This is a genomic window from Flavobacterium sp. (genome assembly GCF_043722275.1).
In the GTDB taxonomy this organism is placed as follows: Bacteria; Bacteroidota; Bacteroidia; order Flavobacteriales; family Flavobacteriaceae; genus Flavobacterium.
Genome location: NZ_JAYSPC010000058.1, coordinates 26,550 through 41,107, shown reverse-complemented (window position 1 = coordinate 41,107; position 14,558 = coordinate 26,550). Strand labels below are relative to the sequence as shown.

The 14,558-nt window shown below is 33.3% G+C and carries 9 protein-coding genes, 2 tRNA genes and 1 pseudogene; 5 read left to right on the top strand and 7 right to left on the bottom strand.

The window, feature by feature from the left end; translation table 11 throughout:
* Window positions 1-77 precede the first annotated feature (77 nt).
* The gene (locus ACHZDT_RS07710) at window positions 78-1,028 is read left to right on the top strand and encodes a DUF3078 domain-containing protein (RefSeq protein ID WP_394774048.1); all 951 of its coding nucleotides are present in this window, start codon (window positions 78-80) and stop codon (window positions 1,026-1,028) included.
* 167 nt (window positions 1,029-1,195) lie between these two features.
* On the opposite strand, the gene hflX is transcribed toward ACHZDT_RS07710, so the two are convergent.
* From hflX to ACHZDT_RS07675, 7 genes and pseudogenes are all read right to left on the bottom strand, one after another.
* Complete coding sequence (hflX, locus tag ACHZDT_RS07705; RefSeq protein WP_394774047.1) at window positions 1,196-2,443, bottom strand: GTPase HflX; 1,248 nt, start codon at window positions 2,441-2,443, stop codon at window positions 1,196-1,198.
* Window positions 2,444-2,633: 190 nt separating this feature from the next.
* A complete protein-coding gene (locus ACHZDT_RS07700) occupies window positions 2,634-3,500 on the bottom strand; it encodes a hypothetical protein (RefSeq protein ID WP_394774046.1) in 867 nt (288 codons plus the stop codon).
* A 134-nt stretch (window positions 3,501-3,634) separates the two neighbouring features.
* Complete coding sequence (locus ACHZDT_RS07695; RefSeq protein ID WP_394774045.1) at window positions 3,635-4,984, bottom strand: DUF5689 domain-containing protein; 1,350 nt, start codon at window positions 4,982-4,984, stop codon at window positions 3,635-3,637.
* Between the two features lie 19 nt (window positions 4,985-5,003).
* Window positions 5,004-7,841 (bottom strand): carboxypeptidase-like regulatory domain-containing protein, encoded by a 2,838-nt coding sequence (locus ACHZDT_RS07690; RefSeq protein ID WP_394774044.1) that lies wholly within the window; start codon window positions 7,839-7,841, stop codon window positions 5,004-5,006.
* Between the two features lie 277 nt (window positions 7,842-8,118).
* The gene (locus tag ACHZDT_RS07685; protein ID WP_394774043.1) at window positions 8,119-9,339 is read right to left on the bottom strand and encodes an MFS transporter; all 1,221 of its coding nucleotides are present in this window, start codon (window positions 9,337-9,339) and stop codon (window positions 8,119-8,121) included.
* A 426-nt stretch (window positions 9,340-9,765) separates the two neighbouring features.
* Entirely contained in the window at window positions 9,766-10,809 is a 1,044-nt protein-coding gene (locus ACHZDT_RS07680; protein ID WP_394774042.1) for a Gfo/Idh/MocA family oxidoreductase, read from the bottom strand.
* A gap of 168 nt (window positions 10,810-10,977) precedes the next feature.
* Window positions 10,978-12,047 (bottom strand): annotated as a pseudogene (locus tag ACHZDT_RS07675) (NADH:flavin oxidoreductase/NADH oxidase).
* Between the two features lie 201 nt (window positions 12,048-12,248).
* On the opposite strand from ACHZDT_RS07675, the gene rseP reads away from it, so the two are divergent.
* The 4 genes from rseP to ACHZDT_RS07655 all read left to right on the top strand — a co-directional run bounded on the left by rseP (window position 12,249) and on the right by ACHZDT_RS07655 (window position 14,556).
* A complete protein-coding gene (gene rseP, locus ACHZDT_RS07670) occupies window positions 12,249-13,592 on the top strand; it encodes an RIP metalloprotease RseP (protein ID WP_394774041.1) in 1,344 nt (447 codons plus the stop codon).
* An 83-nt stretch (window positions 13,593-13,675) separates the two neighbouring features.
* Window positions 13,676-13,749: transfer RNA gene (locus ACHZDT_RS07665), tRNA-Asn, on the top strand.
* Window positions 13,750-13,787: 38 nt separating this feature from the next.
* Window positions 13,788-13,861, top strand: a tRNA-Asn gene (locus ACHZDT_RS07660).
* A gap of 122 nt (window positions 13,862-13,983) precedes the next feature.
* On the top strand, window positions 13,984-14,556 hold the full coding sequence (locus tag ACHZDT_RS07655) for a hypothetical protein (protein ID WP_394774040.1): 573 nt from the start codon (window positions 13,984-13,986) through the stop codon (window positions 14,554-14,556).
* Window positions 14,557-14,558: the final 2 nt, after the last annotated feature.

Here is a 14,558-nt window from a genome sequence, read left to right as displayed (position 1 = left end):
TTTCTTTTAGAGCCAATAAACCCTATCCTTATAACGGTTTTTAGTATATTTGTTATTACACATTTAAACTATATACGATGAGAAAGCTAACGTTATTACTTTTTATTTTAGCGAACTTAACTTTTGTTCAAGCCCAAAATTCAGAAAAGGAATTAATTCAGAATACTGAAAAAGCAGTAAAGAAAATAAACGATACTATTGAAGGTGAAGGCTGGAAAGCAAAAGGAACCGTTTCTCTTTTACTAAATCAATCGAGTTTCAACAATTGGATTGCCGGTGGTGAAGATAGTTTTTCAGGAACTTTAGGAATCAATTATGATTTCAACTATAAAAAAGACGATATTACCTGGGACAATAAAGTTTTAGCTTCTTACGGACTTTTACAAACTAAAAATGCTGACTACGAAAAAAAGACTGATGACCGTCTGGAATTCAATTCAATTGTAGGAAAAAAAGCTTTTGGTCAATGGTATTATTCTTATTTTCTGAATTTCAGAACTCAATTTTCAACAGGCTATTTGTATGGAAAAGATGCAAACGGCAAAGAAATCAGAACCGAAAATACACAATTTATGTCTCCGGGCTATCTTACTACTGGTCCCGGTATTTATTGGACTAAAGAAGATAATTTAAAAATAAATTTTGCTCCTTTAACTTCAAAGTTTACTTTTGTTGATGGTGCTTATACATCAGGAATCGATCAGGCGACCGGTTTACCATATGTTGATGGAGATTATTTTGGGGTAGATTCCAACAAAACGATGCGTTATGAATTAGGTTTCTATGCTTCTGTATACTACAAATTAGCTATTATGACCAACGTAACTGCCGAAAACACTTTGAATCTTTATTCTAATTATTTAGAAGATCCACAAAATGTAGATATCAATTACTCGCTGAATATTATCATGAAAGTAAATAAGTTTTTATCTGCTAATTTATCCTTTCAGGCGATTTATGATGACAATGCTTTTCAAGGTTTTCAAACCAGAGAAGTTTTTGGTTTAGGAGTTAATTTTGGATTTTAATCTAAAGCATCTTTAAAAAAATTACCGCAAAGAGCGCAAAGTTTTTTTTAAGTTGGTTTTATAAAAAAAGTTCGCAAAGCTTTGTATTGATTTAGCTTTGCGAACTTTGTGTTTTCTATGTATATGTCAGGTAAAAATCTTAGCGCTATTTGCGGTAAAAATTTTATTTATTCCTCATCTTGGTCGTCTTCGTCTTCTTTCTCGATTGCATCTTTATAATCCGGATACAAAAACTTATTGTAAGGAAATCTGGTGATATGAATCTGACGAACTGCTTCGTAAACTACTTCTCTAAATTCCTCAAAATTTTCTTTTTGTGTAGCCGAAATAAACAATGCTTTACTTTGTCCAACATTGCTCATCCAGGTTTGTTTCCATTCCTCAAGCGTGTAATGTTTTCTTGTTTTTTCGGTGATCAAATCATCTTCATCAATAGTCAAATGTTTGTAGGCATCAATTTTATTAAAAACCATAATAGTTGGTTTATCATTACTTTTGATTTCTAACAAGGTTTTATTTACGGACTCGATATGATCTTCAAATTCAGGATGTGAAATATCTACAACATGCAATAGCAAATCGGCCTCACGAACCTCATCAAGCGTACTTTTAAAAGAATCTACTAATTGTGTTGGCAATTTTCTAATAAAACCTACAGTATCTGAAAGTAAGAAAGGCAGGTTTTTAATCACCACTTTTCTAACTGTTGTATCAAGAGTTGCGAATAATTTATTTTCAACAAAAACATCACTTTTACCAACTGCATTCATCAATGTCGATTTCCCAACATTTGTATATCCTACAAGCGCCACACGAACCATTGCGCCACGATTACTGCGCTGCACGCCCATTTGTTTGTCGATAGTTTTTATCTTCTCTTTTAATAATGCAATTCGGTCACGAACAATACGTCTGTCTGTTTCAATTTCAGTTTCTCCGGGCCCACGCATTCCAATACCACCTTTTTGACGTTCAAGGTGAGTCCACATACCAGAAAGTCTAGGTAATAAATACTGACATTGTGCTAATTCTACCTGCGTTCTTGCATAAGATGTTTCGGCTCTTTGAGCAAAAATATCCAGAATAAGGTGCGTTCTGTCTAAGATTTTACAATCTATAATTTTAGATATATTTTTTTGCTGAGATGGTGATAATTCATCATCAAAAACTAAAGTCGATATGTCGTTTTCTTTTACAAAAAGATTGATTTCTTCAATTTTCCCTGTTCCAACAAAAGTCTTAGGATTTGGGCGTTCCATTTTTTGAGAAAAGCGTTTTATAACTTCACCTCCAGCGGTAAAAGTCAAAAACTCTAATTCATCAAGATATTCGTTAAGTTTTTCTTCACTTTGATTTTGAGTTACAATACCAACAATGGCTGTTCTCTCAAAATTTATAATTTCTTTTTCTATCATAGCTTTGAATAAGGTGCAAATTTAATGATTTGTAAGGTACTAACACTTATAGAATTTCTTTTTTAAGTTCTATTTAGAAAAATTAGTATTTGCGATAAAAAAATAAACCATTTAGAAATTATGAATTGTTAGTGTTTAATCTCGCAAAACTTAATTTTTAAATGGTTTCAAGTGCCTAAAAAGATGACTTTTATTCGTAAATAAAAGTCTTTTCTGTTTTTACAATTCCGTTTTCCTCGATTTGAGAACAAGAAATAGGATAGTTTAATTTGTTGTATTTGAATTTTCTGCTTACGCCAACTAAAACTGTAGATGATGGGCTGAAGTTCATTTCGTTATTATAAGAGATTGCTTCAAAACTAAACTCTTCTTCATGGTAAGAAATCATTGGTACAATTATCTTATAATTATCACCAAATAAGCTTTGAACAATTAGTTGATCTACAGATTTTTTATCATCAAAAGTATATGTTTTAGAAATTTTATCTCCAACAAGGCCTTTGTGTTTTATCACATTGTCATTAACGTAAACGTATTCGATTTTACCAATAATTGCTTTGTTTTTATCTCGCGAAGTACGTCTTACAATTGTACCATTTTCAACAATATATTCAATATCATCAACTAAATTCTGGTGATTTGTACTCTTTTTAGTAATTACTTTTACTCTTGCTCCTTCGTATCCAAAAGTTACTGTTTTAGTAATATAGTCATTACCTTCCTGATATTTTTTGACAAATTTTGTAATGTTATTATCCGCATCATAAGTATAGTTCACAACTTCTTTCCAGTCGCTGCCTATCTTATCTTTTACAGTCATGTCTAACAATCCTTTTGTATTGTAGAAAAAATGCTGCACAACATCCGATGTAGTAATAGTTTGTATTTTTCCGTCTTTAAAAACAACTGATTTATTTACAATTTCACCATCTTTTGAGTTCTGGTAATTTGTTTTTACAATGTTGATTTGTTTTAATCTAACAGGCGCATTTTGATCCTGACTGTGCAACAAGCATGGAAAAACCATCATCATGATGGCAATAAAGTAGGTTTTCATATTTTGTATCTATTTGGGGTGACCAAAATACAAAATTCAATTAAATTTTAACAGTTTAAATCTTAAAAACAATTCACTATTAAATTATCACCTAAAAATCAGCACTTTAATTTCATTTTTAAAAATTGAAACCATTACTTTTCGCCAAAAATTTTAACATCGTCCACCATAAAAGCGCCATTTAATGTTTTGTCTTTACCGGAACCAATATATTTAAATGCGATATGCACGTTTCCTGAATATGCCGATAAATCTATTCCGCCGGAGCTTATAAACTTTCTTGTGGGAGTTGAAAGTGAAGGTAAATTTGCTTGTAGTTTTGTCCATTTTGCTTTTGTAACACTTGAGCCGTCAAAATTACTGGAGATATAAACTTCTAAAGAGTTTAGCGGAGAATCAACTTTAAGATCATGTTGTGCACTTCTAAAAGAAAACACCGCATTTTTATACGTTGTTAAATTGATTTTTGGGGTAACAAGCCACGCTATATTTTCTGCAGCTGTTGTACTTGTTGTATTAAATTCAGCATATCCATTTCCGGCATATAACATACTTTTCCATAATTTTGAAGCTTTCTCTACAATATTACTCCAACCCGGAAGTGCAAAATTCACATTGTTTTTTACAGATTGAAAATCTTCTGCAAAAAACGGAACTGTTCTTTTTCCGGTCATTACCAGATCTTTTTCGGATCTGATCATCAATTGGTAATCAGTTCCAAATTTTGTTAAAACACCTCTGACTTTGCCACTTCCTTCTGGTATAAAGTTATCTGCAAAACTGGCGTAACTGCTTGTTCTGAAAATTATTTGGTTACCGGTTTTATCACGTAGATTCCAGTTTGTAGAGCCTCCAACATTGTTTGATTCTTCAAAATAATGACGTCCAATTGCTGCTTCGGTAAATTGCACATCGTTTAATTCTACCAAAGTATTAAGCCTTGCATCATTTAATGCTTCTTCTATAGAAATGGATTCAACCAATTCGTTTTCATCAATTACTGTACATGAGGCATTCAGAACATTTTTATAATCATTTTGAGAAACCCTTCCAATTGTTGGATCGCCGGCATTACTTACATACAAACTCCCAATTCGTATTCCTTCAAAATACAAATCTGTAAATTGATTTTTAAGTTTTATATACACTTTGTTACCCACACGAAAATCAATGTAAGTATTTGAAACATCAACCGGAATACTAAATCCTATTGCCGGTATTTTGTCCGTTGCAAGTGTTTGAAAAGAAATTGCCTTAAAAAAATTTCCTCCTTCATCGCTCGACACAACATAAGCCTCAATTATATCATCGTAACTATATAATTTGGGAACTGATCCTGAAAGATCTTTTACTTTTTGAACGGTCTGATTTATTTTTAAATCAGGTTGTGTACACACTAATTTCGGAATTTCAACTTCATTGTTACAACCACAAAAAATAAGGAATGACAATGCAAAAAAGGCAATTAAAAAATTATTTTTCATTTCAAATGTGTTTTAAAAATTATAAACTAATGGCAAGATTCACGAAATAAGTTCGTCCGTATCCGTAAAAATATTTAGGACCAAATGATGGTGTTCCACTTGAAACATCTTGATTAAGCGCTCTGAAATTGGCATTTCGTGCTTGTTCAAAACCTCCTGTTTTATAATTGAGATCAAAGACATTACTTACGCTGGCAAAAAGTCCCATATACTTTCCGGACAAACGCCAGGATTTGCCTCCGGTAATATTTAACAATGAAATGGGATCAAACTTTTCTTGTTTTAATAAAGCCGATGCGCGTTGCTCTGTTGCCTCAGGAAAAACCAAACCGCTTATTGGATTTTTATAAAACCTCGCCGTTCTGGCAATGGGCGAAACATCAATATAACTTTCTGTGAGATAATTTATATTTGCTCCTAACCACCAATATTTTGGATCTCTATATTCTAATCCTATTGAATATGCTTGTTGTGGCATACCGGATTGTTTATAGTTTTTGAGATAGGATTCTCCAAAATCAAATGTCGTTTGTGCATCTCCTTTTGCAGCATTGGCATCATTTGTTATCGAAACATTTGGATTACTATTAAAGGTATAATTGCCATAAGCAGCAGACAATGTACTTTTTAATGTGGATGAAATTTGGTATTCAAAACTTAGTTCTGCGCCAATATTCTTTTTGTCCAAATGCGTTAAAGTCTGACTTACAAAAGCATCTGTATTATTGTAGCTTGCGCCTCTGTCAAAAATTCCTTCGGCGTAGAAAAAGGAAGTTTTTGTAGTGTTTTTTATTAAAGTATAATAAACCGTTGTTCGAATTTTAAGCTTTGGTGAACGGAAAATATAATTCGCTTCGGCACTTGTGATATTTTCATTTTCAACACCGTCAACAACTGAATTATTCAAACGGGAATTTGAAAAGGTATTCCTGAGTGAAGGCGCTCTTGTAAGATGCATTCCGTTAAAAAATAGCAATTGTTTCCCCGAAATTTTATAAGTGAATCCACCTTTGAAACCAAAGTTTTCAAAATTTACTTTTTGGCTTTTACCAAGAGAAGATGTTGGATAAATTCCGTTTTGATATAATCCGTCCCTTTGATAATTGGAAACCGAATACGATTGCCCTAAATAAAAATCAATTTTGTTATAGTTGAATTTAAACTGTGTAAAAGCATCAATTGTAGTGGCTAAAAAATTATAATTATAGCCGTAAATATCTCCTTTTTTTACCTGACGATTTGGATTTTGCAAATCAGATTGCGCCTGATCTCCGCTATAAAAAGCATCGATATCTTCAAAATATTCTCCTCCAAGTAAATCCAAAAGAGATTGAAATTGATGTGATTTCAAATTCCGAAAGGTGATTCCGCCATCAAAAGTACTATTGTCTGTTATTTGAATATTCAGGTTTGAATTGGCCGCAAATGTTTTGTCATCTGTTCTGTCTTCATACAAAACATAATGACTTTTTGATGGTTTGTAACCTATAATGTTTCCTTCAGAATTTACTATTGCTTTCTGATTTGCCTGATACAATTCGTCCCAGTTGATTTGAGGATTTTCGAGAAATAGTGTTTTATTTTTGTCTGCACTTATATAATCCGGAGTAAAATCTCCCGAAAATTCTCCCTGATCTTTTCCATATAATGAAGTGTAATAACTTGGCAATTTTCGATAATAAGTGGGATCCGGACTATTTGCATTTTGATAATCGATCGTACTATTACCAACTTTCCCAAATTGATACATTACACTGGAATTTAAGTTTGTTTTTTCATTTATTTTAAAATAATGATTGAGCATTAATAACGGTTCTTCGACATTTTTTACCCGTGCATTTCGCTTTTCTCCATTCTGAAAACCCCAATACGAATTGTATTTTTCATTGGTTAATTGGATCACTTCATCCGTATTGGCTGAATTTTTTCCGCGGGAACTTGGCGTATAAAATCCTGTAAAATTTAGCGAATGTTTATTACTTAATTTTTTTTCGATACTTATAAAAAAAGATTCGGCATCAAAAGTGGTTCCTTCAAAATAACCTTCATTTGCAAGACGTTTTCCCGCCGAAATTGCATATGCCCATCCTGAAGAATTCATACCTGAAGCATAAGTGCCAATGGCGCGCCAATTATAAGTTGTATTACTTCCGGAAAATGAAAGTCTTGTTCCTTTTCTGTACGTTGAAGCTCTGGTCGAAATTTGCTGCGTTCCTAATATTCCTCCAAAAGAAAAATTTGAAGCCGCTGCTCCAACAGAAAATTCCTGGTTTCTGAGCACATCATTTAAACCTCCCCAATTACTCCATTGTGGTCTTCCGTCGTAAATTTTGTTCATGACCATGCCATTAAGCATCATGGTTCCGTTTTCGCTGTCTAACCCGCGAACTCTAAATCGCGCTTGTCCCCAATTGAAAGCTGAGGCTTGCATAAAAGCATCTTTTGAAGATTGTAAAAGTCCTGAAGTCATTTCAGATGAGCTATTATCATCGGATAAATCGCTGTCTAATAATGTGATTAAAGTTGCCGGAGCACTGTCTAAAAAATTATCTTCTAATTGTAATATTCCAAGATTGACGGTTTGTTCTGGATTTGAATTTATTTTTAGAAGCAAATCTTTATAACCCTGACTGTGGAGCAATAATAATTGTTCTCCTTTTATGGAAGAATGCAATTCAAATTTTCCTTGTGAAGTTGTGAGTTGTGTAACAGAAGAATTTTGAATACTTACTACAACATTTTCAATAGGACTTTGCGTTTTTGCGTCAATCACTATTCCTGAATAAATAGTTTCGTGTTGTGCAAAAGAAATCCCGAAAGACAATAAAATAAAAAACAGCATGTAATTTTTTCCCATGGAGAGCCCAATTTACTTTGATAATTAGTTTTCAGAAAGAATTGTTTTGTGTTTCAAAACAATTCGATTCTTACATCAAAAGATAAAATTGGTCTTTGGAAGACATTGGTAAATTTCAGAATCAAATAATTAAATGGATTCGAAAATCAAATATAGACAAAAAATATTAACAAAGTAAATTCTTGTTAATTTTAATATAATTAAAACTTATTGTTACACTAAATCAAAATATTAATCTGTGTTTATCTGGTTTCCGTTAAATCTTTGGGTAAATAATTTATGTTGTAGTTCTAATTTTAGAAACCATAAAGGCAATCAGAACACCAAAGATTCCGATAAAAGCAAAAGAAAACTGAAGTCCGAAATTCTCTGCAACATGACCAATTACGGGCGGCCCCATCAGGAAACCAAGGAAACTAACGCTGGAAACAATAGTTAAGGCTTCTCCTGGCGGAACGGTTGGATTTTTTCCTGCCATACTATAAACGGTAGGAACAATTGTTGCAACGCCTAAACCAACTGCCATAAAAGCAATTGTACACGGTATAATATAAGGAAGAAAAACTGCTGTAAAAAGTCCGGCAGAAATCATTACTCCGCTAATTTGCATGACGCGTTCACGACCAAATTTATTGATTAAACCATCACCCAAAAATCTTCCGCTTGCCATCATAATCATAAAGGATGTATATCCTAAAATTACTAAAGCTCCGGGCGCTTTTACAATATCTTTAAAGTAAACTCCGCTCCAGTCAAACATTACGCCTTCGCTCGCCATGCTGCAAAATCCTATGACTCCAAGCCAGATTAATGTACTGTCCGGTTTTGTAAATAACTTTTTCTTTTCGGCAGATATATGTTTTATTTTTTCTTTGGCTTTGACCAAAAATTTAAAATTAAAAGCTACCATTAACAACACAATTCCGCCAACAATTAAAAAGTGATGAAGTGGTGTCAGCTTTAAAGTCAGCATTCCTAAACCAACCAAGGCTCCGGTAAATCCCGCAAAACTCCACATGCCGTGAAAAGAGGACATAATTGTTTTTTTAAAAAGTACTTCGGTATAAACTCCTTGTGTATTTACGGCGATGTTGGCTAAATTTCCGAAAATACCAAATAGAAATAATCCCAGTGATAATTGCAATGCAGATGTCGCCAAACCTAAATTTGCCAGACATAAAACGTACATTATTAATGAAAAAACAAGGATTCTGTGACTGCCAAATTTAGTTACCATTTTTCCTGAAAAGGGCATAATGATTAATTGTCCCATTGGCAATGCAAAAAGTATGGAACCTAAATCTCCTTCGGTTAAATGCAAAGCGGTTTTAATGTCCGGAATTCTACTTGCCCAAGTTGCAAAACTTAATCCCATTCCAAAATAAAACATTCCTACAGCAATGCGAATCCGGTTTAAATAAGAAGCTTTTGCTTCTCTGTAAACTTTCTTGATTTTCCCTTTGGTTTGGAATAGCGATAATGGATTGAATTCTATCAAAATAAATGCATTTTAGGTTTGATACTATAAAAGTAATAAAAAGCAACTTTATAGACTATAAAACCCTACTGGTTCCTAAAATTATAACGTTATATGTTTATAAATTTTTTAAAAAGGGACAGAGGTTCTGAGGTGCAAAGGGACAAAGTTTTTTGTAGAGGCGCACAGCAGTGCGTCTCAGGTATTTATTAGATTGTTCTGTTTTTGCCACAGATTAAAGGATTAAAAATGATTAAAAAACTGTATTAATTCGTTTTATCTGCTAAATATATTGGCATTGGTACGCAAAAAAAGAGACGCACTGCTGTACGCCTCTACAATATATATCAGGATATTTATTTTTTTACTACAGATTTAGGATTTAAAAAGATCTGTGTAAATCCGTTTAATCCGTAAAATCCGTGGGCAAATAAATCTGGGCAAAATTTACTGTAAATTAATGACGGTTCTTTGGGCGTTGCTTGCAATTGCAGCTTCAATAATCTGCATTACTTTTACACCGTCTTGTGCTGTAACCGGTTCTAATTTATTATTGGCGATTGCTTCATAAACACCATCAAAAAAGGAGAAATAATTTCCCTGAAGCGTTGGAATTTTTTCTTTAATTTCTTTTCCGTCGATTTCTGTGTGTAAAAGTCCTTGCAGGGATTCTGATTCTGTTCCCCAGGAATCTAAGTTTGGTTTTTTGCCGAGTTTTAATTCATCTTCCTGAACATCTCCGCGAGGTTTTAAAAAAGATCCTTTTTTACCATGAATTGTATAGGCAGGATTTGCTTCTCTGACAAAAAAACTGGCTTTTAATCGTACTCTGAAGTCTTCATAAATCAATAATAAATCGATCCAATCATCGACTAAAGAATTTTCTCTGGTATAACGAATATCTGCAAAAACAGATTTTGGCGAACCAAACAAACAAACTGCCTGATCGATTAAATGCGGACCTAAATCTTTCAGGATTCCGGCTCCGTCATTAACGGTTTCTTTATGTGCTTTTGGACTTAATAACGGATTGTATCTGTCAAAATGAAATTCGGCTTCAACTAAATCTCCTAAAGTTCCTTCGGTAATTACTTTTTGAACGGTTTTAAAATCACTGTCCCATCTTCTGTTTTGGAAAACGGCTAATTTCAATCCTTTTTCTTTTGCAATTGCTGCTAATTCTTCGGCTTCAGCCACAGTTGTAGTAAATGCTTTTTCGACTACGGCGTGTTTTCCTGCAAGCAATACTTTTTTTGCATATTCATAATGTGTACCAACTGGGGTATTTACGATTACCAAATCAACATCGTCTGCTAATAAATCATCGATTGTTGGGTAACTTTTTACGGTTGGATAATCGTTTTGAATTAATTTTTTGCTTCTTTCCCAAGATCCTAATAATTCAAATCCCTGATGTATATTTAAAAACGGAGCGTGAAAAACTTTCCCCGACATTCCGTATGATAATAGTGCTGTTTTTATTTTTTGCATTTTTTATTGTGTTTGGTTCTTTGCCACAGATTTTTTTTTCGCCACGAATTTCACAAATTTTCACAAATTAAATTAAACCCAAATTGCGTAAAAATTAGCGTAAATTCGTGAAATTCGTGGCAAACTTTTTTTTAATCATTTGAATTTGTGTAATCTGTGGCAAAAATATTAAATTTTAGCTCGTTCATATTGTTTTGGCCATTGAATATCGTCGTTTAATTCTTTTGCAAAAGTTAAAGGTAAATTTGGGTTTCTTAAAGATTCTCTGGCGAATAAAATTAAATCGGCCTGATTATTTTCCAGAATGGTTTCGGCTTGATGGGCTTCGGTAATTAAGCCAACGGCTCCTGTTAGAACTGAAGCTTCTTTTTTGATTTTTTCGGCAAATGAAACCTGATAACCTGGTTTTATTTCTATTTTTTGATGAGAAACTAATCCGCCTGATGAAACGTCAATTAAATCTACTCCTTTTTCTTTTAAAATAGCCGATAGTTTTACGGATTCTTCAGGATTCCATCCGCCTTCTGCCCAATCTGTAGCCGAGATTCGAACAAATAAAGGTAAATCCGAAGGCCATTCTTCTTGTACAGCTTCTACAATTTCTAAAGTAAAACGGATTCTATTTTCGAAACTTCCTCCATATTCATCGGTTCTGATATTGGTTAATGGAGATAAAAACTGGTGTAGTAAATAGCCATGTGCACCGTGAATTTCCATCACTTTATATCCGGCTTGAACTGCTCTTTTTGTAGCTGCTTTAAAATCTGAAATTACTTTTTGGATTCCGTTTTTGTCTAAAGCTTCCGGTAAAAATGGTTCATTATCGTGATACGGAATCGCGCTTGCAGAAACCGTTTGCCATCCGCCTTGAGCGATATCTAACTTTTTATTGCCTTCCCACGGAATCGAAACACTGGCTTTTCGTCCTGCATGTGCTAACTGAATTCCGGGAACTGAATTTTGAGAAACTATAAATTCGTTGATCGTTTTTAGTTTTTCGATGTGTTCATCTTTCCAGATTCCTAAGTCCGAAGGAGAAATTCTGGCTTCGGGAGAAACTGCTGTTGCTTCCTGAATAATTAAACCTGCTCCACCGCTGGCGCGACTTCCTAAGTGAACTAAATGCCAATCGTTTGCAAATCCGTCAATTGCCGAATATTGACACATAGGCGAAATACGATTCTGTTTTTTAAAGTGATTTTTTTTATAGTAAGCGGAGAAAATAATATTGAGGCCATATTGTAACTTTTAATGATTTGACACTACTTATTGAGTACAATAGTGTTTGAAAAAGTAAAGTTAAAGCTTCTTGATAAAAGGAGAAATCTAAATGTTTATTAATTAACAAACATTTAAAACCTTATGTATTATATTGCACTATCAAATTAAAATAGAAACGTTACTTTTGTGCGTTAAAAATTACGAACTAAAAATACAAAATGGATATAGTTATCAAACTCTCTCAATTTCTATTGAGTTTATCTTTACTTATTATTCTTCACGAATTAGGGCATTTTATCCCCGCAAAATTATTTAAAACAAGAGTCGAAAAATTTTACTTATTTTTTGATGTTAAATATTCTCTATTAAAAAAGAAAATTGGCGAAACAGAATACGGAATTGGCTGGTTGCCACTTGGAGGTTATGTAAAAATCTCCGGAATGATCGACGAAAGCATGGACAAAGAACAAATGGCTTTACCACCTCAACCGTGGGAATTTCGTTCTAAACCAGCGTGGCAACGTTTGATTATCATGTTAGGCGGAGTTACGGTAAACTTTATTTTGGCTTTTATCATATATATAGGTATGGCGTTTGCTTACGGCGATACATATGTGGCGAATGCTGATTTAAAAGATGGTGTTTTAGTTGAAAGTCCTGTTATGATTAAAGCTGGTTTTAAAACCGGAGATAAATTTTTAGCTGTTGACGGACAAAAAATCGAAAATTTCGACAACGATATCAACATGAAAATTATCATGGCAAAAGAGGTTGTAATTGAAAGAAACGGACAACAACAAACCATAAAAATGCCTACTGATTTTGTTGATCAGTTATCAAAACAGAAAAAAGCTCCTCTTGTAGACATGAGAATGCCTTTTGCTGTATCTAGTGTAACTCCTGAATCTGGAAATACAGCTTTAAAACCAAAAGATTTATTTATTAGCCTTAACGGTCAGGAAGCAAAATATTATGATCAGGTTAAAACAATCCTAGAAAGCAATGAAGGAAAAACTATTCCTGCTGTTGTTTTACGTGATTTAAAACAAGTGCCTGTTACAGTTAAAGTTTCTAATGCAGGAAAATTAGGTGTTACTGTTGGTGGCTTAAGTATCGAATCTTTAGAAAAACTAGGATACTATAAAGTAAGTACTAAAAACTACAGTTTCTTTGAATCAATCCCTGTTGGATTGACAAAAGGTAAAGATCAATTAGTAGGTTACGGAAAACAGCTTAAAATGATTTTTAATCCTGAAACAAAAGCGTACAAACAAGTAGGTGGTTTTGCAGCGATTTTTAACATTTTCCCTAGTTCTTGGAGCTGGGAAGTTTTCTGGTCAATCACCGCTTTATTGTCAATTATGCTTGGAGTTATGAATTTATTGCCAATTCCGGCGCTTGATGGTGGTCATGTGATGTTTTTATTATACGAAATAATTAGTGGCAGAAAACCAAGTGATAAATTCCTAGAGAACGCACAAATGGTTGGCTTTGTTTTACTTATAGCACTACTACTGTTTGCTAACGGAAATGATATTTACAAGGCAATTGTAGGCAAGTAAAAAAAAATTATAAAAAGTGTGAAAATATTTTTGAGAAACTAAAAAATCCTCTATATTTGCACTCGCTAAAAAGAGCAACAACTTCCTCCTTAGCTCAGTTGGTTAGAGCATCTGACTGTTAATCAGAGGGTCCTTGGTTCGAGCCCAAGAGGGGGAGCAACTTTTTTTAGCAAACATATTTACCTTTAAGGTGATTCCTTCTTAGCTCAGTTGGTTAGAGCATCTGACTGTTAATCAGAGGGTCCTTGGTTCGAGCCCAAGAGAGGGAGCTTATTAAATACCACTTACAAATTGTAAGTGGTATTTTTTTTGCCCTATTCCTTCTTAAAACCTTTATAAAACACTAAAAATCAAACACTTTATTAAAAATATAAACCTATAAGTTGATTTAATGAAAATAGTTCCTATATTTGTTCAACAAAATAAGCGAGAAGGATTGTTTTCTATTCATTTAGATAATGAGCAGGAAGATGAAGTGACAAAGTGTATAGAACAATGGTTATTAAATTCTGAATATCTAAATGATTTTTTTACATTACATCAAGACGATTTAAATAGTGGTTATTATGAAAAAGTGATCAGTATATCTGAAGCTATCAATTACACTCGAATAGAAGCAGAATATTTATTTACTAAACTCGAACGTTTGGCAATTTCAGGAACAAATAGAGGCAATGATAATCTATCGACAGCATTTATGCCTTTACGAGATCTGGATTACATCCAAAAACCACTTCAACAAGTTAAGTCTAAAACAAAAATTCAAAAAAGATGGTTGCGTATATATGCAATTAAAATTGGCCCAAACACATTTATTGTTACTGGTGGAGCAATAAAATTAGTAGGCACGATGAACGAAAGACCTCATTTACTAAAAGAAAAACAGAAACTAGACGACATTAAATACTACCTGAAGGAAGAAGGAATTCTAGATCAGGATAATTTTGAAGTTTATGAAATTTAAGA

Bases quoted from the DNA above. Each gene is read 5' to 3' on its own strand.
- ACHZDT_RS07690 (WP_394774044.1), bottom strand. From the start codon at position 7,841: ATGGGAAAAAATTACATGCTGTTTTTTATTTTATTGTCTTTCGGGATT.
- ACHZDT_RS07680 (WP_394774042.1), bottom strand. From the start codon at position 10,809: ATGCAAAAAATAAAAACAGCACTATTATCATACGGAATGTCGGGGAAA.
- ACHZDT_RS07655 (WP_394774040.1), top strand. From the start codon at position 13,984: ATGAAAATAGTTCCTATATTTGTTCAACAAAATAAGCGAGAAGGATTG.
- rseP (WP_394774041.1), top strand. From the start codon at position 12,249: ATGGATATAGTTATCAAACTCTCTCAATTTCTATTGAGTTTATCTTTA.
- hflX (WP_394774047.1), bottom strand. From the start codon at position 2,443: ATGATAGAAAAAGAAATTATAAATTTTGAGAGAACAGCCATTGTTGGT.
- ACHZDT_RS07710 (WP_394774048.1), top strand. From the start codon at position 78: ATGAGAAAGCTAACGTTATTACTTTTTATTTTAGCGAACTTAACTTTT.
- ACHZDT_RS07695 (WP_394774045.1), bottom strand. From the start codon at position 4,984: ATGAAAAATAATTTTTTAATTGCCTTTTTTGCATTGTCATTCCTTATT.
- ACHZDT_RS07700 (WP_394774046.1), bottom strand. From the start codon at position 3,500: ATGAAAACCTACTTTATTGCCATCATGATGATGGTTTTTCCATGCTTG.